We start from the raw sequence: 18,028 nt of genomic DNA, 5'->3' as shown, positions 1-18,028 counted from the left end.
GCGCGGTCAGCCCTTTTTGCGCGACCGCGCTTTAGGCGCGCCCTTGGACGCAGGGCTGCGCTTCTTGGCCGCTTGCGAACGCGCAGCGCGCGCTTCGACTACGGCCGGGGACTTGCCGGGCGCGGCCTGCTTGCGACGCGCGCCTTCGGCCTGCGCCGGCGCGAGCGTGCGCACGCGCGGGCCGCGCCCGGCCGTTTCCTGTTCCCCGACGGGGCGAACCGTCGCGTTCGGACGCCCCGGCGCTGCCGGCGGCTTGACGGCCGTCTCGCGCACGAGCCGGAAATCGATCTTGCGGGCATCGAGATCGACGCGGCTCACCTGCACGCGCACGCGGTCGGATAGCCGATAGCGAATGCCGGTACGCTCGCCGCGCAACTCGTTCTTGATCTCGTCGTATTGGAAGTAATCGGAGCCGAGCTCGGTCACGTGCACGAGCCCTTCGATGAACAGCGCATCCAGTTGCACGAAGATGCCGAACGAGGTGACCCCGCTCACCATGCCGCCGTACTCCTCGCCCAGCTTGTCGCGCATGAAATAGCACTTGAGCCAGGTCTCGACGTCGCGCGACGCTTCATCGGCGCGCCGCTCGTTGGCCGAGCAGTGAAGCCCGAGCTCTTCCCAGATCGCAGTGTTCTCGCGCGAGCGCGGCCGCGTTTGCGCTTGCTCGTCGGCCTGCTGCAGGGCGCGCGCGCGCGGCGACAGCGCCGTGTTCAGCACCACGCCTCCCGGCGCTTGCGGGCGGTACTTCTGGCCCGACAAAATCGCGTAGATGGCGCGGTGTGTCAGCAGATCCGGATAGCGCCGGATCGGGCTCGTGAAGTGCGCATAGGCATCGTATGCCAGCCCGAAGTGACCGATGTTGTCGGGGCTGTATACGGCCTGCTGCATCGAGCGCAGCAGCATGGTTTGCAGCATTTGCGCGTCGGGCCGGTCGCGCACTTGCGCCATCAGCGCCGCGTAGTCGCTGGCATGGGGCGTTTCGCCGCCGCCGAGCGAGAGGCCCATGCCGCGCAGGAACGTGCGCAGATTCTCCAGCTTCTCGGTCGTCGGACCCGCGTGGACGCGGTACAGGCCGGGATGCTTGTTGCGCTTCATGAAATCGGCGGCACAGACGTTGGCCGCCAGCATGCATTCTTCGATGAGCTTGTGCGCGTCGTTGCGTTGACGCGGCAAAATCTGCTCGATCTTGCCCTGCGCATTGCAGACGATGTAGGTCTCGGTGGTGTCGAAGTCGATCGCGCCGCGCTTTTGGCGCGCGGCAAACAGCGACTTGTAGACGCCGTAGAGGTTTTGCAACTGCGGCACGAGCGTGGCGCGCCGCGCCGCCTCGGGCCCCTTCGTGTTCGTCAGGACCGCAGCGACTTCGGTGTACGTGAGCCGCGCGGACGAATGCATGACGCCGGGATAGAACTGATACGCCTTGATCTCGCCGCGTGCGGTGATGAGCATGTCGCATACGAGCACGCAGCGGTCGACGTGAGGATTGAGCGAGCACAGCCCGTTCGAGAGCTTTTCCGGCAGCATGGGGATCACGCGGCGCGGGAAATAGACGGAGGTGCTGCGCTCGATCGCATCGGCATCGAGCGCCGTATCGGGGCGAACGTAGTGCGAAACGTCGGCGATGGCGACGAGCAGCCGGAAACCGTCGCCGCGGCCTACTTTGGCGGGCTCGCAATAGACGGCGTCGTCGAAGTCGCGCGCGTCTTCGCCGTCGATGGTCACGAGCGGCACGTCGCGCAAATCGACTCGATGGCGAATATCGCCGGGGCGCACTTCGTCGGGCAGGGCTGCCGCTTCGGCCAAGGCGCCGTCGCTGAACTCGTGCGGCACGCCGTATTTGCGCACGGCGATTTCGATTTCCATGCCTGGATCGTCGATATCGCCGAGCACTTCCGCCACGCGGCCTAACGGTTGCGAATGCCGGCTCGGAAAATCGGTGAGATCGACGACGACGATCTGGCCGACTTTGGCCTTCTTCGTATTCTGCGTGACGAGAATGTCGTGCCCGATGCGCTTGTCTTCGGGCGCGACGATGAGTGCGCCGTTCTCGTTGAGCAGGCGCCCGATGACGCGCTTATTGGCGCGATCGGTCACTTCGACGATATGCCCTTCTGGCCGTCCGCGCCGGTCGTAGCCGATGATGCGCGCCAGCACGCGATCGCCGTGCATGACTTTCTGCATTTCGGCGTTCGGCAGGAACAGGTCGTCTTGGCCGTCGTCGCGGATGATGAAGCCGTAGCCGTCGCGGTGGCCTTGCACGCGGCCGGCGACGAAGCTGGACGGATGGGCGAGTTGGTAATAGCCGCGCTTGTCGAGCCGGATTTGGCCGTCGCGTTCCATCGCGCCTAAGCGTTTGAAGAAACCTTCACGCTCCTGGCGCTTGATCGACAGGGTCTCTGCAATGTCGTTGGCGGCGAGCGGGGTATCGCTCGTGCGCAGCACGCCGAGGATTTCCTCGCGGCTCGGGATCGGGTACGGGTATTTGCTCAAGGGGCGCTTGTCGATGATTGTTCTCGGCTCGATACGTCTGACACGGCAATGACAGCAATGCGCGCCATTCTAACACCCGTCAAAGGCGGGACGAACGGGCTCGCCGGCTGGGTCCCGACGGCCGGCGGCCGTGTGCGGCGGGCGCGTCAAACGGGGCCGGGTTGAGCCGGTGGATGTGGCCTCGCCCAAAGTGCTTGACAGCGGTCTTTGGGGCGGTACAATAGCGGTCTTTGTTGCAAGACGCACACCTGCCCAGGTGGCGGAATTGGTAGACGCACTAGGTTCAGGTCCTAGCGGTGGCAACATCGTGGAGGTTCGAGTCCTCTCCTGGGCACCAGTATTTTTAAAAAGGTCAGCTTTGCTGGCCTTTTTTCATTATTCCGCCCAGGAAGCAAAGTGCCTGCGCACTTTGCGGGAGGACTCGAAAGGCTGCGCATGCAAGCGCAGCCGGGGTCGCGCTTGCGTGACCGAGTCCTCTCCTGGGCACCATATTAAAAAGGTCAGCGCAAGCTGGCCTTTTTTCATTATTGCGCCCAGGAAGCAAGGTGCCTGCGCGCACGGCCATGGAGCGATGGTGAATTCCATGTTCGCTCCTTCGGCGCTATAAGTGCGTTCAGTCGCTACCTGACAGCTACCGCAGCCTCGGATTCGGAAGGTTGCCAGCCGCCGCCGAGCGCCTTGAAGGCCGCGACCGCTGCGCGCGCCGATTCCGTTTTCGCTTGCGCTCGCTCATCGGAGGCGCGGAGCAAGTTTTCGTCGGCCTGCAGGACTTCGACGAGGCTGACCACGCCTTCTTGATAGGCCGCAAACGACGCCGCTCGCGCGCGACCCAGCGAGTCCACGCCCTGCGTGAGCACAGCCGCCTGTTCTTCGCGCTTGACCAGTGCCGAAAAAGCGTTCTCTACGTCCTCGGTTGCATGGAGTGCCGCAAGCCGATACGCGGCCAACATTTCGGCCTCTTGGCCCTTGGCTTGGTTGATCTGCGCGTTGATGCGGCCGAAGTCGAACAAACGCCAGCGCAGACCCAACACTCCGAAAGCTTGGCTCGCACCGCTCGTGAACAGATTGCCGCTGGCCACGGAGGTTGCGCTGCCGATCAGCCCGCTCAGGGATAACTTGGGGTAGTACTCGGCGATGGCGACACCAATGCGTGCATTCGATGCGGCCAGGCGCCGCTCGGCCATGATCAGGTCAGGCCGGCGCCTGAGCAGCTCACCCGGCGTTCCGGTAGGGCCGATTTGCGGGGCCGCCGGGATGTCGCCAGCCTCGACCAGCTCAGCCCGATGCGTGCCGGGCTGAGAGCCCAGCATCACATCCAGTGCGTTCATGGCCGCCTCCAGGCTCGCCTCGAGGACCGGGACGGATGCCCGAACCTGCGCAAGCGCCCCCTCGGCCTGGCTCACTTGAAGCTCGGCCGCCAACCCTTTGCCATACAGAAGCTTGATGGTGGAAAGCAGATCTTGCTGCGTCCGCACCTGCCGCCGGGCAATGTTCAGACGCTCTTGCAATCCACGGATGCCGATGTAGATGTCTGCCGTCTGCGCCGCCACAGCCAATCGCGTGGCCGCTGCGCCCGCTTCCGACGCTTGGTACTCGGCTAGCGCCGCTTCCCGCCCACGACGCAAGCCGCCGAATACATCCAGTTCCCAGCTCGCGCTGAGATTGGCTTCGTAGTCGTTGCCGTAGCGGTCGAAACCGGGCGTCGAGTTCAAGACGCGCCCCAAGGGCGTTTCAACGGATTGATAGGCCCGGGCCGCCTGGCCACTGACATTACCGGAAGGTAGCAACGCGGCATTCGCCGCCCCAAGCCCTGCACGCGCTTGCGCAATCCGAGCGGACGCCTGCGCGAGGTCGAGATTCTGCTCCAGCGCGAGCGCCACGAACCGAGTGAGTTGGGGATCGCCGAAACCCGTCCACCAGGTGGCGAGATCGGCACGAGCCGCTGCAGATCGCTGATCGACCGCAGCCTGATCCTGGAACCGTTCCGGCATCGACACGTTGGGCCGAAGGTAATCTGGGCCGACGGCACAGCCGGCGGAGAGGCTGGCGACAATAAGCACGGCAAGGAGGTGTTTGGGCAGCATGAGCTTCTTCCTGCGAAGGGGAACCGAGCAGAACCGGGAACTAAACGAATGATAGTGACTATCATACATATTAGTCACTCGTTGTGAATTCTTGAGAGCGGCGGTAAGCTGCGAACCATGAAAAAAGCAATCACCTATCCCGTTTCGGCGCGCGGTCCGGCCGACCATGAGGTGCGCGATCAGATCGTTGCCGCAGCCACCGAGCACTTCAGCCGCTATGGCTACGAGAAGACGACCGTCTCTGATCTCGCCAAGGCCATCGGCTTTTCCAAGGCGTACATCTATAAGTTTTTCGAGTCCAAGCAGGCCATTGGCGAGATGATCTGCGCGAACTGCCTGCGCGAGATCGAAAGCGAGGTCAAGGCGGCCGTCGACGAGGCCGACCGGCCGCCGGAGAAGCTGCGGCAGATGTTCAAGGCGGTCGTAGAGGCAAGCCTTCGCCTGTTCTTCCAGGACCGCAAGCTTTACGAGATTGCCGCGTCGGCCGCTACCGAGCACTGGCAGGCAACGCTCGCTTATGACGAGCGCATCCGGAAGCTGCTCGTGGACATCCTGCAGGAGGGCAGGCAAAGCGGGGACTTCGAGCGCAAGACGCCGCTGGATGAGACCGCGATGGCGATCTACCTGGTGCTGCGCCCGTACCTGAACCCCCTCATCCTTCAGCACAGCTTCGATTACACCGGGGAGGCGCCGACGAAGCTGTCTAGCCTCGTGCTGCGCAGCTTGTCGCCGTGACGTGTCAAAGCGAGTTTGTGACCGTTGACTGTTTTGGTCACTAGACCCATAATGAAAGCCATCCTCACTTCGCCGATGGGACTTTCATGCGCTCGCGTCGCCTCGCTACCTCTACCGTCGTCTGTGCCTTGCCGTTTGCATTGGCCGCTTGCGGCGCAAAGGCTCCCTCCGATCCGCGCACCGAGGCCCCGCTGGTGCGTGTCGCCATCGTTCAAGGCGCCACTGCCGCATCGCGTTCGTTTACGGGAACCGTAGCCGCACGGGTTCAGAGCGATTTGGGTTTTCGTGTCTCCGGCAAAGTGCTGGAGCGGCTCGTGGATTCGGGTCAAGTCGTCAAGCGCGGCCAACCGTTGATGCGCCTCGATCCCATTGACCTGAAGCTTGCCGCACAGGCCCGACAGGAGGCGGTTACCGCCGCGCGAGCACGGGCGCAGCAAACCGCACAGGATGAAGCGCGCTACCGCGCCCTGCGCGGCACCGGCGCGATATCGGCTTCGGCGTATGACCAGGCTAAAGCGGCGGCCGATGCCGCCAAGGCTCAGCTCAGCGCAGCCGAGGCTGACGCCGACGTCGCGCGCAACGCAACGGGTTACGCCGAGCTGGTGGCGAACGGCGATGGCGTCGTGATGGAAACGCTGGCCGAGCCGGGCCAAGTCGTCAGCGCGGGACAGCCCGTGGTGCGCCTCGCCCACGCGGGGCGTCGCGAAGCCGTGATCCAGCTACCTGAAACCTTGCGCCCGGCCATCGGGTCGGTCGCACAAGCCACGCTGTTCGGCAGCAACGGCGTGAGCGAACCGGCTACCCTGCGTCAGCTCTCGGATGCGGCGGACCCGCGTACGCGGACCTTCGAAGCGCGATATGTGCTGCAAGGTGCGTTGGCCAATGCCCCGTTGGGCGCGACGGTCACGATACAGCTATCGGATGCACGCTCCGCTGCGCAAGGTGCCGTGCAAGTGCCGATCGGCGCGCTGCTGGACACGGGCAAGGGGCCGGGGGTGTGGGTCATCGGCGGTGAACCGGCAAAAGTGTCCTGGCGGCCGGTGACTGTCGAGCGTCTTGACGACGAGAGCGCTCGCGTCGTCGGTCCATTGAAGCAAGGGGAGCGGATCGTCGCGCTCGGCGCGCAGTTGCTGCGCCCAGGCGAACTGGTGCGGCCGGCGAGTCAAGGCGTCGCCGTGGCTTCCGAGGGAGGCCGTCCGTGAGCGAAAGTCGCTTCAACCTGTCGGCGCTCGCCGTGCGCGAGCGATCCATCACCCTATTCCTGATCTGCCTGATCTCGTTGGCGGGGCTCGTTTCCTTCTTCAAGCTGGGGCGCGCGGAAGACCCCGCGTTCACGGTCAAGGTGATGACGATCATCACCGCGTGGCCAGGGGCGACCGCGCAGGAAATGCACGATCAGGTCGCCGAGAAAATCGAAAAGCGCATGCAGGAGCTGCGCTGGTACGACCGCACCGAAACCTACACGCGGCCCGGCTTAGCCTTTACGACGTTGACACTACTCGACAGCACCCCGCCATCGGAAGTACAGGAAGCGTTTTACCAGGCTCGAAAAAAAATCGGCGACGAAGCCGCCAACCTTCCGGCTGGCGTGATCGGGCCGATGGTCAACGACGAATACGCGGATGTCACCTTTGCGTTGTTTGCGCTCAAGGCCAAGGGCGAGCCGCAACGCCGGCTCGTGCGCGATGCCGAGACGTTGCGGCAACGGTTGCTACAGGTGCCGGGCGTAAAGAAGGTGAATATCATCGGCGAGCAAGCCGAGCGCATCTACGTCCAGTTTTCCCATGAGCGCCTGGCAACGCTGGGGGTGAGCCCACAGGATATATTCGCCGCGCTCAATGGCCAGAACGCCCTGACGCCGGCCGGCTCCGTCGAAACCAAGGGGCCGGAGGTATTCATTCGCCTGGACGGCGCCTTCGACAAGCTGCGGAAGATCCGCGATACGCCGATCGTGGCGCAAGGTCGCACGCTGAAGCTGTCCGATATCGCCACCGTCACCCGCGGTTACGAAGATCCGGCGACATTCATGATCCGCAACGACGGCGAGCCTGCACTGCTGCTCGGTATCGTCATGCGCGACGGTTGGAACGGGCTCGAGCTCGGCAAGGCGTTGGACAGCGAGGTCGGGACGATCAACGCCGCGCTGCCGCTGGGCATGAGCCTGACCAAAGTCACCGATCAAGCCGTCAACATTCGTTCGGCGGTCGACGAGTTCATGCTCAAGTTTTTCGCCGCTCTGCTGGTGGTCATGCTCGTGAGTTTCGTGAGCATGGGCTGGCGCGCGGGCTTGGTGGTTGCGGCGGCCGTGCCCTTGACACTGGCGATCGTGTTCGTCGTGATGGCCGCAACCGGCAAGAACTTCGACCGCATCACGCTCGGATCGTTGATATTGGCACTGGGGCTGCTGGTGGACGACGCCATCATCGCCATCGAAATGATGGTGGTGAAGATGGAGCAAGGCTACAGCCGCGTGGCCGCCTCGGCCTATGCCTGGAGCCACACCGCCGCGCCCATGCTATCGGGCACGCTCGTCACGGCCGTAGGCTTCATGCCGAACGGCTTCGCACGGTCCACCGCGGGCGAATACACGAGCAACATGTTTTGGATCGTCGGTATAGCATTGATCGCATCCTGGTTGGTCGCGGTGATTTTCACGCCGTACCTCGGCGTGAAGATGCTGCCCGACTTCAAAAAGGTGGAAGGCGGTCACGATGCGATCTACGACACGCCGCGCTACAACCGCTTCCGCCAATTGCTCACGCGCGTCATCGCACGCAAATGGCTGGTCGCCGGTTCGGTCGTGGGGCTTTTTGCCTTGGCCATCCTCGGGATGAGCGTGGTCAAAAAGCAGTTCTTCCCGATCTCGGACCGTCCTGAAGTGCTGGTCGAGGTGCAGATGCCCTATGGCGCGTCCATCTCCCAAACCAGCGCCGCCACGACGAAGGTCGAGGCGTGGCTGGCCAAACAAAAGGAAGCCAAGATCGTCACCGCCTACGTCGGGCAGGGTGCGCCGCGCTTTTACCTGGCCATGGGGCCGGAGTTGCCCGATCCGTCGTTTGCCAAGATCGTAGTGCGCACAGACAGTCAGGATGAGCGCGACGCATTGAAACAGCGGCTGCGCCAGGCCATCGCGGGCGGTCTTGCCCCCGAAGCGCGCGTGCGGGTCACGCAACTCGTATTCGGCCCATATTCGCCGTTCCCGGTCGCCTACCGCGTCAGCGGCCCAGACCCGGACAAGCTGCGCGGCATCGCGGCCCGAGTCGAGCCGGTGATGGATGCGAGCCCGATGATGCGCACGGTCAACTCCGATTGGGGCGCGCGCACGCCTACCCTGCACTTCACCTTGCAGCAGGACCGTTTGGAGGCGCTCGGACTGACGTCCAGCGCCGTGGCCCAACAGTTGCAATTCTTCTTGACGGGCGTTCCGGTCACTGCGGTGCGTGAGGATATTCGAACCGTGCAAGTCGTGGCGCGTTCAGCTGGCGAGGTTCGGCTCGATCCGGCCAAGATCGGTGATTTCACGCTAGCCGGCGCCGCTGGGCAACGCATCCCGCTATCGCAGGTGGGCAGAGTCGAGGTGCGCATGGAGGAACCGATCATGCGCTGGCGCGATCGCGTGCCGACGATCACGGTGCGAGGCGATATCGCCGACAACCTGCAGCCCCCTGACGTGTCGGCGGCGATCACCAAGCAGCTTCAGCCCATCGTTGCGAAGCTGCCTAGCGGCTACCGTATCGAGCAGGCGGGCTCCATCGAGGAATCGGGCAAAGCGACGAAGGCCATGTTGCCCCTCTTCCCGATCATGCTGGCGGTTACTCTGATCATCATCATTTTCCAGGTGCGTTCGATCTCCGCGATGGTGATGGTGTTCCTGACCAGCCCGTTGGGCTTGATCGGGGTGGTGCCGACGCTGATCTTGTTCCGCCAGCCTTTCGGCATCAATGCGCTGGTCGGCCTCATTGCGCTATCGGGCATCCTGATGCGCAACACATTGATTTTGATCGGGCAAATCCACCAAAACGAGCTCGCGGGATTGGATCCATTCCGAGCGGTCGTCGAGGCCACGGTGCAGCGCGCCCGCCCCGTGATCCTCACGGCCATGGCGGCGATCCTGGCTTTCATCCCGCTGACCCATTCGGTGTTCTGGGGCACGCTCGCTTACACGCTGATCGGCGGCACGTTTGCAGGAACGATCTTGACCCTGATGTTCCTGCCGGCCATGTATTCCATCTGGTTCAAGATCCGGCCGGGCAAAGGCAAGCATGAACCGGCACAACCTGCGGAACGGATGTTTGAGGACTCGTCCGCCAACCAGAGATAAGCAACGCCACTCTTCAAAGGAACTGCTATGTCGAATTCGATCGTTGTCGTTGTTACCGGCGTGTCATCGGGCATCGGACGCGCCACCGCGGAGAAATTTGTCAAACGCGGCTGCAAGGTATTCGGCACCGTGCGCAATCCTGCCAACGCACAGTCCATCCCCGGTGTTCAGTTGATCCCGATGGACGTCCGTGAGGACGTTTCCGTCCAACGCGGATTCCAGACCATCATCGGTCAAGCCAAGCGCATTGACGTGCTAGTCAATAGTGCGGGCGCGACCCTGCTCGGCGCGATGGAAGAAACGTCGGTCGCCGAAGCGCAGTCCCTGTTCGATACCAACGTTTTTGGAATCTTGCGCACGACACAAGCGGTACTGCCGCACATGCGCGCGCAGGGTTCGGGAAGAATCGTCAACGTCAGCTCGGTGCTGGGCTTTCTTCCGGCTCCGTATATGGGACTGTATTCGGCTTCCAAGCATGCTGTTGAGGGAATGTCCGAAACCCTGGATCACGAGGTGCGCAAGTTCGGCGTCCGCGTGGTGCTGGTCGAGCCTTCCTATACCAAGACCAATCTGGATCTCAATGCGCCCCATGCGGCTTTAAAAATTGCAGCCTATGACGGTGACCGCGCGGTCGTCTCGCGTGCAATTCAGAAAAGTGTCAATGAGGCCCCGGCGCCGGATGGCGTAGCCACGACGATTGTCGATGCGGCTCTGGGCGCATGGAAAATGCGGAGCACGCCCAAAGGCGAAGCGTCCCTGCTGAGAAAACTGCGCCGCTTTATGCCAGCTGGCCCAGTCGATACGAGCCTGCGGAAAACATTCGGGCTGGGTTGAAAGCACAGCAGATTTCATCACGGCCATCACTCCGAGCAATCTCGGACCGGTGCGTTCGAACCCGTAGTTCTTGCCGTGGGTTCTAAATAGCATGTTTGCGAGGCCGGCCGAAGCTGCCCCGTCAGTTTTGCGGCCGGAAGCGTCGCGTTTCATCGAGCGTAGCAAGAAAGTTCGGCGCAGCCTCGACAACTGCCCGGGCCGTCACCGCTTCGTCGGCTTCGTCAACGCGCGCCATCAACTCATCGTCACCCACCTGTTGACCGTCCAGCAAGTCGCGCAAGCCAGCTTGCGTCTCATCGAGCAGCACGAGGTTCGCGTGCTCGACCTCCAGCGCATGGTAGTAGTCCAGCTTCTCGGCATCGACGAGCGCAACAAAGGAGGCGGTTTTTGGTAAGAGCTAAACGCTGCCCTACGCTCGCCTGGCGTCCGATTCCCGAGCCTATGACCTCAGTAGGCAGAGTTTATCGCTTAGATAGAAACTATCGAATTGAATTTGCCGTAAGATTTCATCAATATAGAGTCCGTCAAACGGCAACGTTCCACCCACCACTGTTCAAGGAAACTTCATGTCGCTTATCAACACCCAAGTCCAACCGTTCAAGGCACAAGCATTCCACAACGGCAAGTTCGTTGAGGTCACGGAACAGTCGCTCCTGGGCAAATGGTCGGTCGTGATTTTCATGCCGGCTGCGTTCACGTTCAACTGCCCGACCGAAGTCGAAGATGCGGCGGAAAACTACGCCGAATTCCAAAAGGCCGGTGCGGAAGTCTACGTCGTGACGACCGACACGCACTTCTCGCACAAGGTCTGGCACGAAACGTCGGAAGCCGTGGGCAAGGCAAAGTTCCCGCTCGTCGGCGATCCCACGCACCAACTGACCAACGCCTTCGGCGTGCATATCCCGGAGGAAGGTCTGGCGCTGCGCGGCACGTTCATCATCAATCCGGAAGGCGTCATCAAGACGATGGAAGTGCATGACAACGCGATCGCTCGCGACGTCTCGGAAACGCTGCGCAAGCTGAAAGCGGCGCAATTCGTGGCCGCCAATCCGGGCCAAGTCTGCCCGGCCAAGTGGAAGGAAGGCGCGAAGACGCTGACCCCGTCGCTCGACCTGGTCGGCAAGATCTAAGCATCGACCTCGCCGTCAATCGCATTGGCGCGCCGGCCGGGCAAGTCCGGCCGGCATCCAAGCAAGTCCGTAACCTCTCAAGCATCGAGGATCACCATGTTGGACGACAGCCTCAAGGCCCAATTGCAGGCCTATTTGCAGCGTGTGAACCAGCCGTTCGAACTCGTGGCGTCGCTGGACGAGCAGCCTAGCTCGCGCGAACTCGAGCAACTGCTGCAGACCATCGCCGCGCTGTCGGACAAGATCACCGTGCGCACCGACGGCAACGACGCGCGCAAGCCATCGTTCAGCCTGAGCCCGGTGGGCGGCGGGCAAAGCCTGCGCTTTGCCGCCATCCCGCTCGGCCACGAATTCACCTCCCTCGTGCTCGCCCTGCTCTGGACCGGCGGCCATCCGCCCAAGGTCGAGGCCGAGTTGATCGAGCAAATCAAGGCGCTCGACGGCCAATACCGCTTCGAGGTCTATATGTCCCTCTCGTGCCATAACTGCCCCGACGTCGTCCAGGCGTTGAGCTTGATGGCCGTGCTCAATCCACGCGTCCAAACGGTCGTGGTGGACGGCGCGCTGTTCCAGAGTGAAGTCGACGAGCGTCAGATCATGGCCGTGCCGAGCGTCTATCTGAACGGCGAGATGTTCGGCGCGGGCCGCATGGATCTCGCGGAAATCGTCGCCAAGCTCGACACGGGTTCCGCGCAGCGCGAAGCGGCCAAGCTCGACGCCAAGGACGCGTTCGACGTGCTGATCGTCGGCGGCGGGCCTGCCGGCGCAGCAGCGGCCGTCTATGCCGCGCGCAAGGGCATCGCTACAGGTATCGCGGTCGACCGCATGGGCGGCCAGGTCAACGATACGCTCTCGATCGAGAACTACATCTCGGTGCTCGAAACCGATGGCCCGAAGTTTTCCGCGGCGCTCGAAGCGCAAGTGCGCCACTACGGCGTCGACATCATGGCGCAGCAGCGCGCCGTCGAACTGATCCCGGCCTCGCAGCCGGGCGGCCTCATCGGTGTGCGCATGGAAAACGGCGGCACGCTCGAGAGCCGCAGCGTCATCCTGTCTACCGGCGCGCGCTGGCGCAACGTCAACGTGCCGGGCGAGCAGGCGTACAAGAACAAGGGCGTGGCCTATTGCCCGCACTGCGACGGCCCGCTGTTCAAGGGCAAACGCGTCGCCGTGATCGGCGGCGGCAACTCGGGCGTCGAAGCGGCGATCGATCTGGCGGGCGTCGTGGCGCATGTCACGCTGATCGAGTTCAATGACCAGCTCAAGGCCGACGCGGTGCTCGTGGCCAAGCTCGGCAGCCTGCGAAACGTGACCGTGCGAGTGAACGCGCAAACGACTGAAATCACCGGCGACGGCAGCAAAGTCGACGGCCTGCGCTTCAAGGATCGCGCGACCGGCGAGGAGCACACCGTCGCCCTCGAAGGCGTATTCGTTCAGATCGGCCTCGTGCCCAACACCGAGTGGCTCAAAGGCGCCGTGGAGTTGAGCCGCTTCGGCGAGATCGTCGTCGACGCCAAGGGGCAGACGAATGTGCCTGGCGTGTTTGCCGCCGGCGACAGCACGACCGTGCCCTACAAGCAGATCGTCATCGCCGCGGGCGATGGGGCGAAAGCGGCGCTGAGCGCCTTCGACTACCTGATCCGCACGCCGCAGGTGCAGGAACCGGCTCAGGCGACGAGCGTCGCCGAGGCTTGAGCTTCAATTCCCACTGCCGCCCTTCGCCTGGGGCGGCTTTCGGCGCCCACAGCCGCCCCGGTCGGCGCTGATTTCCCAGTCGAGGGATTCGATGCGCGGCGGCGCGTCCTGGCGCACTGCACAAAAGAGCACGAGAACGCCGCTCAGGTCGGCTGCCGGGCGTACGGCCTCGCACCGTCAAGCGCACACGACGGGCGTATGATGGGATCCATCGTTCCATTGTCGTTGTGGACGTGGATGATGACTTCTCGATTGAAGGAGTACGTCATGAGGCGCCTTTACTTTCTCGTGCCGGATCCAGTGATGGCGAAAGCCATCGTAGACGATTTGCTGCAGGCTCGGATCACCTGGCACCATATCCATGTCCTCGCCAATCACAACGTCACGCTCGAACAACTGCCCGAAGCTTCGTTACTGCAGCGCAGCGACGTCGTTCATGCGCTTGAGCGCGGCGTTGCGCTGGGCGGCGCAACGGGCGCATTTCTCGGCCTCGTGGCACTCGCGTTCCCTCCCGCGGGACTGACGATCGCGGGCGGCGCGGTCGTCGCGGTCACATTGGCGGGAGCCGGATTCGGAGCCTGGACGGCCTCGATGATCGGTGTCGACGAGCCGAACACGCGACTCGCTCGGTTTCGCGATGCCATCCGCGACGGTCAGTTGTTGCTGATGGCCGATGTGCCCGCGTCGCGCGAGCAGGAAATCGAGCAACTGGTGGCGCAACACTTTCCCCGAGCCGACCCGTGCGGTGCGGAGCCCACCACACCGATCTTCCCTTGATGCCGGATCGCGACCAACGCGCTTAACGCGGGGCAACGTTGACTCATGTCAAAACCATCGTACCCACAACCGTAGTAAAAAACATAGGTCAGTCGGGGCTACGCCGCGCTTGCCAGACGGTTCTACCCCTCGCGCCTTGAGTCCGGTCCGTCGGATCGGTCCGCGCGCCTCGCAGCGGGAATGGCATCGATGAACGCATCGTCAATTATCCGCAAGACCGCTGCCGACCTGCAGGTCGTCCCTAATTTGCGCGACTACGAACTCGAGCGAAGCCGTTTCTCTTGGGCCGATGCAGCAGCCGCGCTGACACCCGAGGCCGGCGGCGGAATCAACATCGCGTATCAGGCCGTCGATCGGCACTGCGCGACGAAGCTACGAGACAAGACTGCTCTGCGCTTCCTGGGGCGCGATACCGAGGTGCGGGACATCACCTTCGGGGAACTCGCGGCACTCACCAATCGTTTTTGCAATGTGTTGCGCAGTTTGGGCATCGGCAAAGGAGACCGGGTCTTCATCCTCGCCGCTCGCATCCCCGAACTGTATATCGCGTTGCTCGGCGCCCTAAAGAACGGCAGCGTCGTTTCCCCGTTGTTTTCAGCCTTTGGCCCCGAACCGATCGCCACCCGCGTGAACTTGGGCGAGGCGGCGCTGCTCGTGACCACCGATGCGCTTTACGAAAGAAAGATCGCCAATCGGCGCGAGGCGATGCCTACATTGAAGCATGCGATGCTAGTGGCGCAGGACGGTTGCGCGACGAGCGCTCCCGGCACGCTGGATTTTGCTGCGTTGATGGGCGGGGCATCCGATGTCTGCACATACGAGCCAACGTCGGCGGAAGACACGGCCCTGCTGCATTTCACCAGCGGCACCACCGGCACGCCGAAGGGCGCCTTGCATGTGCATGAAGCCGCAGTGACGCATTGGGTCACCGGGCGCTATGCGCTCGATCTGCATGCCGACGACATGTATTGGTGCACCGCGGATCCCGGTTGGGTGACCGGCACGTCCTATGGCGTGATCGCACCGCTATTGCATGGCGTCACGTCAGTAATCGATCGCGAAGACTTCGATGCCGAACGCTGGTACCGCATCCTCCAAGACGAAAGCGTTCGTGTCTGGTACACCGCCCCAACGGCCGTTCGCATGCTGATGAGAGCCGGCGCCGACATCGCGAAAAAATATACGTTCCCGCGCTTGCGGTTCGTTGCGAGCGTGGGAGAGCCCTTGAACCCCGAGGCGGTCTGGTGGGGCAAGGACGTGCTTGGCCTGCCAATTCACGACAATTGGTGGCAAACGGAGACGGGCGGCATCATGATCGCCAACACGCCAGCGTTCGACATTAAGCCAGGCTCGATGGGCAGACCGCTGCCTGGCATCGATGCGGCGATCGTCGAGCGTCGCGACGACGGCAGCGTGCAGATCATCGAAGCGGCCGGCACGCAAGGCGAGTTGGCGCTCAAACGCGGCTGGCCTTCCATGTTCAGAGGTTATCTGAACAATGAGGCTCGCTACGCCAAAAGCTTCGCGGGAGAATGGTATTTGACGGGCGATTTGGCTCAACGTGATACGGACGGCTACTTCTGGTTCGTCGGCCGGACGGACGACGTCATCAAATCCGCCGGCCACTTGATCGGGCCGTTCGAGGTGGAAAGCGCACTCATGGCGCACCCGGCCGTCGCCGAAGCCGCCGTCATCGGCAAACCGGACCCGGTCGTGGGCGAATCGGTCAAGGCATTCGTCGCGTTGAACATCGGTTTCGACGCGAGCGAAGCCCTTCGCATGGAACTGCTTGCGCACGCGAGACGGCGCCTGGGCGCAGCCGTCGCGCCAAAGGAAATCGCTTTCGTCGCGCAACTGCCTCACACCCGCAGCGGCAAGATCATGCGCAGGTTGCTCAAGGCGCGCGAACTGGGTCTCGCCGAAGGCGACACATCGACGCTGGAACCTTCCCCATGACGAGCGTCGATCATCCCGCGCCGCTGCCGCCCTCCGGACCGGTGCCCTACGAAAAGGACTTCGCGCTGGGTCTGCTGCGCGACATGGTGCGCGTGCGCCGGCTGGAAGAGAAATGCGCCGAGCTTTACGGCGCCGGCAAGATAAGGGGCTTTCTGCATCTGTATATCGGAGAGGAAGCGACCGGCGTCGGCGCGTTGCACGCGTTGACCGCCGCGGACAATATCGTCGCTACTTATCGGGAACACGCTCACGCGCTGGTGCGCGGCATGCCGATGCCCGTCCTGATGGCGGAGATGTACGGCAAGCTCGAAGGCTGCGCACACGGCCGCGGCGGCTCGATGCATCTGTTCGACCGTCACGCGCGGCTGTTCGGCGGTAACGCGATCGTCGGCGGTGGCTTGCCGCTGGCGGTCGGGCTTGCGCTAGCCGAAAAGATGCAACCGAATCGGCGCGTCACCGTGTGCTTTTTCGGAGATGGCGCGGTGGCCGAGGGCGCCTTTCACGAATCGATGAACCTCGCCGCCCTGTGGAAGCTGCCGGTGCTCTTCTGCTGCGAAAACAACCTTTACGCCATGGGGACGGCGATCGAACGCAGCGAGTCGCAAACCGACCTGTGCTCGAAAGCGGCCTCCTACAACATGCCGGCGCGCTCGGCCGACGGCATGGACATCGTCGCCGTGCACGAAGCAACGAAGGAAGCGGCCGCTTACGTACGAAACGGCGAAGGCCCAATGTTCCTCGAATTGCGCACCTATCGCTTCCGCGCGCACTCGATGTACGACGCCGAACGCTATCGTCAAAAGGCCGAAGTCGAGCAGTGGAAAACGCGCGGTCCGATCCACACGTTCACGCAACGCCTGAAGGCCGAAGGCAAGCTGTCGGAAGACGAATTCCTCGCACTCGATGCCGCCGCAAGCGCGGAAGTGGAACGCGCGGTGGCCTTCGCCGAAGCCGGCACGTGGGAGCGAATCGAAGATTTGGCGAAGGATCTGTACACGCCCGAGACAGGTGCATGATGAGCCACCGACTCACTTACCGCGAGGCGCTGCGCGAGGCCTTGACCGAAGCGCTCACGCGCGACCCGCGGGTATTTCTGATGGGCGAGGACGTGGGCCGATATGGCGGCACCTATGCGGTCTCGGCAGGGCTGCTCGAAGCGTTCGGGCCAGAGCGCATCCGCGACACGCCGCTTTGCGAGCTCGCATTCACCGGGGCGGGCATTGGCGCGGCGCTTGGCGGGATGAGGCCCATCGTCGAAATCATGACGGTGAACTTCAGCCTGCTCGCGCTCGATCAGATCGTCAACACCGCTGCGCTCTATCACCATATGTCGGGCGGGCAATTCTCGGTGCCGCTCGTCGTGCGCATGGCAACGGGTGCGGGCCGTCAGGTCGCGGCGCAACATTCGCACAGTTTCGAAGGCTGGTATGCGGGCATTCCCGGCATCAAGGTGCTCGCGCCCGCCACCGTCGAAGATGCGCGCTACATGCTCGCCCCCGCTCTCGCCGATCGGGACCCGGTGCTGATCTTCGAGCACGCCGGGCTCTACAACATGGAAGGCGAAGTGCCGGACGACGTGACGAGCGTGGACATCCGCTCGGCGAAAGTCAGGCGCGTCGGCAACGACGTTGCCATACTTGCCTACGGCGGCTCCTTGCAGAAGGCGTTGCAGGCGGCCGAAGCACTCGCCGCCGACGGCATTGCAACGGAAGTCGTCGATCTTCGCGTGCTGCGGCCATTGGACGATGCGACCATCATGGCGTCCGTGGCGAAGTGTCGGCGTGCCGTGATCGTCGACGAGTGCTGGCGCAGCGCGAGCGTGGCCGGTGAAATCATGGCGCGCATCGTCGAGCAGGTCTTCTATGAGCTGGATGCGCCCGTGGCGCGCGTGTGCGCGCAAGAGGTGCCCATTCCTTACGCCCGCCACATGGAAGAGGCCGCATTGCCGCAGGTCGACAAGATCGTCGCCTCTGTCAGGCAGCTTCTTCCTTGAACGCCTCACACTC

13 protein-coding genes and 1 tRNA gene are annotated in these 18,028 nt (G+C 63.2%); 12 read left to right on the top strand and 2 right to left on the bottom strand.

Annotation, left to right across the window (positions count from 1 at the left end):
• Positions 1-6 precede the first annotated feature (6 nt).
• Positions 7-2,490 (bottom strand): ribonuclease R, encoded by a 2,484-nt coding sequence (rnr, locus tag MMB74_RS02015; protein ID WP_277426914.1) that lies wholly within the window; start codon positions 2,488-2,490, stop codon positions 7-9.
• 250 nt (positions 2,491-2,740) lie between these two features.
• Between rnr and MMB74_RS02010 the strand changes: the two genes are divergently transcribed.
• Positions 2,741-2,827: transfer RNA gene (locus MMB74_RS02010), tRNA-Leu, on the top strand.
• A gap of 283 nt (positions 2,828-3,110) precedes the next feature.
• Here the strand turns inward: MMB74_RS02010 and MMB74_RS02005 are convergent.
• A complete protein-coding gene (locus MMB74_RS02005; RefSeq protein ID WP_277427121.1) occupies positions 3,111-4,574 on the bottom strand; it encodes a TolC family protein in 1,464 nt (487 codons plus the stop codon).
• Positions 4,575-4,691: 117 nt separating this feature from the next.
• Between MMB74_RS02005 and MMB74_RS02000 the strand changes: the two genes are divergently transcribed.
• The 11 genes from MMB74_RS02000 (at position 4,692) to MMB74_RS01950 (ending at position 18,015) form a co-directional block, all read left to right on the top strand.
• A complete protein-coding gene (locus MMB74_RS02000; RefSeq protein ID WP_277426913.1) occupies positions 4,692-5,309 on the top strand; it encodes a TetR/AcrR family transcriptional regulator in 618 nt (205 codons plus the stop codon).
• An 86-nt stretch (positions 5,310-5,395) separates the two neighbouring features.
• Entirely contained in the window at positions 5,396-6,511 is a 1,116-nt protein-coding gene (locus MMB74_RS01995) for an efflux RND transporter periplasmic adaptor subunit (RefSeq protein WP_277426912.1), read from the top strand.
• Positions 6,508-9,630, top strand: a complete 3,123-nt coding sequence (locus MMB74_RS01990) for an efflux RND transporter permease subunit (RefSeq protein WP_277426911.1) — start codon at positions 6,508-6,510, stop codon at positions 9,628-9,630. The genes MMB74_RS01995 and MMB74_RS01990 overlap by 4 nt, the downstream gene beginning before the upstream one ends.
• A 27-nt stretch (positions 9,631-9,657) precedes the next feature.
• Positions 9,658-10,464: an oxidoreductase gene (locus tag MMB74_RS01985; RefSeq protein ID WP_277426910.1), complete on the top strand. Its 807-nt coding sequence runs from the start codon at positions 9,658-9,660 to the stop codon at positions 10,462-10,464.
• A gap of 91 nt (positions 10,465-10,555) precedes the next feature.
• On the top strand, positions 10,556-10,858 hold the full coding sequence (locus MMB74_RS01980; protein ID WP_277426909.1) for a hypothetical protein: 303 nt from the start codon (positions 10,556-10,558) through the stop codon (positions 10,856-10,858).
• Between the two features lie 172 nt (positions 10,859-11,030).
• On the top strand, positions 11,031-11,594 hold the full coding sequence (ahpC, locus tag MMB74_RS01975) for an alkyl hydroperoxide reductase subunit C (RefSeq protein WP_277426908.1): 564 nt from the start codon (positions 11,031-11,033) through the stop codon (positions 11,592-11,594).
• 96 nt (positions 11,595-11,690) lie between these two features.
• Positions 11,691-13,289 carry an alkyl hydroperoxide reductase subunit F gene (ahpF, locus tag MMB74_RS01970; RefSeq protein ID WP_277426907.1) on the top strand — a complete coding sequence of 533 codons (1,599 nt, stop codon included), beginning with the start codon at positions 11,691-11,693 and terminating at the stop codon, positions 13,287-13,289.
• Positions 13,290-13,556: 267 nt separating this feature from the next.
• Positions 13,557-14,066, top strand: a complete 510-nt coding sequence (locus tag MMB74_RS01965; RefSeq protein ID WP_277426906.1) for a DUF1269 domain-containing protein — start codon at positions 13,557-13,559, stop codon at positions 14,064-14,066.
• A 189-nt stretch (positions 14,067-14,255) separates the two neighbouring features.
• Positions 14,256-16,022: an acetate--CoA ligase gene (gene acsA, locus MMB74_RS01960; protein WP_277426905.1), complete on the top strand. Its 1,767-nt coding sequence runs from the start codon at positions 14,256-14,258 to the stop codon at positions 16,020-16,022.
• Entirely contained in the window at positions 16,019-17,038 is a 1,020-nt protein-coding gene (gene pdhA, locus MMB74_RS01955; protein WP_277426904.1) for a pyruvate dehydrogenase (acetyl-transferring) E1 component subunit alpha, read from the top strand. The genes acsA and pdhA overlap by 4 nt, the downstream gene beginning before the upstream one ends.
• Complete coding sequence (locus MMB74_RS01950; RefSeq protein WP_346780664.1) at positions 17,038-18,015, top strand: pyruvate dehydrogenase complex E1 component subunit beta; 978 nt, start codon at positions 17,038-17,040, stop codon at positions 18,013-18,015. Before pdhA ends, MMB74_RS01950 begins: the two co-directional genes overlap by 1 nt.
• The last annotated feature ends 13 nt before the right edge of the window (positions 18,016-18,028 follow it).

Source organism: Trinickia sp. Y13, from assembly GCF_029522115.1.
Lineage (GTDB): Bacteria > Pseudomonadota > Gammaproteobacteria > Burkholderiales > Burkholderiaceae > Trinickia.
This window is presented reverse-complemented; position numbering and strand designations above follow the sequence as displayed.